Here is a 575-nt window from a genome sequence, read left to right as displayed (position 1 = left end):
TGACGATATTGTTGAACAGTGCTCAATTGCATGGAATCACTTTATTGCAGAGCCTGAAAGGGTCATTAAATTATGCTCTAGAAGCTGGACAAAACTGACCAGTTAATTAATGTAAATGGTATTAAAAGGGGAAAAGTGGCGATCGCAAGGGATGGCAGAAATGCCGTTATTGCAGGAGCAATAACGGCATTTGGAGCCGGGGAAGCCGCTCAGCGGCTGGGCGACATCGAGTTTAGTTCTTTCGCGCGACCTAAATGAATATAGGAAGTGTCTTGAATTATCTGGAACATTTTTGGTAAGCGTATATACGAAAAAAACCTAGCGTTTTCTTCTAGGGGCTTTTTCGTGTATTTGGCGTCTGGAAATGACCTACTCTCACATGGGCATGTCGACCACACTGCTATCTTGTTCATTTTGATAAATAAAGGTTGATGCACAAAACTCAAATTTCAGACGTAAAAAAGCCCGTTGCGTTAGCAACGGGCTTTCATACTTATTAGGCGTCTGGAAATGACCTACTCTCACATGGGGAGACCCCACACTACCATCGGCGATACTGTGTTTCACTTCTGAGT

At 43.3% G+C, this 575-nt stretch carries 1 protein-coding gene; it reads right to left on the bottom strand.

Going from position 1 to position 575, the window contains the following annotated elements:
- Nucleotides 1–375: 375 nt before the first annotated feature.
- Nucleotides 376–575: hypothetical protein (locus GQA99_RS20690; RefSeq protein ID WP_206194596.1), on the bottom strand; the 200-nt coding region annotated here is incomplete at its 5' end.

This window comes from Shewanella litoralis, assembly GCF_009828585.1.
GTDB classification, from domain to species: Bacteria; Pseudomonadota; Gammaproteobacteria; order Enterobacterales; family Shewanellaceae; genus Shewanella; species Shewanella litoralis.
This window is presented reverse-complemented; position numbering and strand designations above follow the sequence as displayed.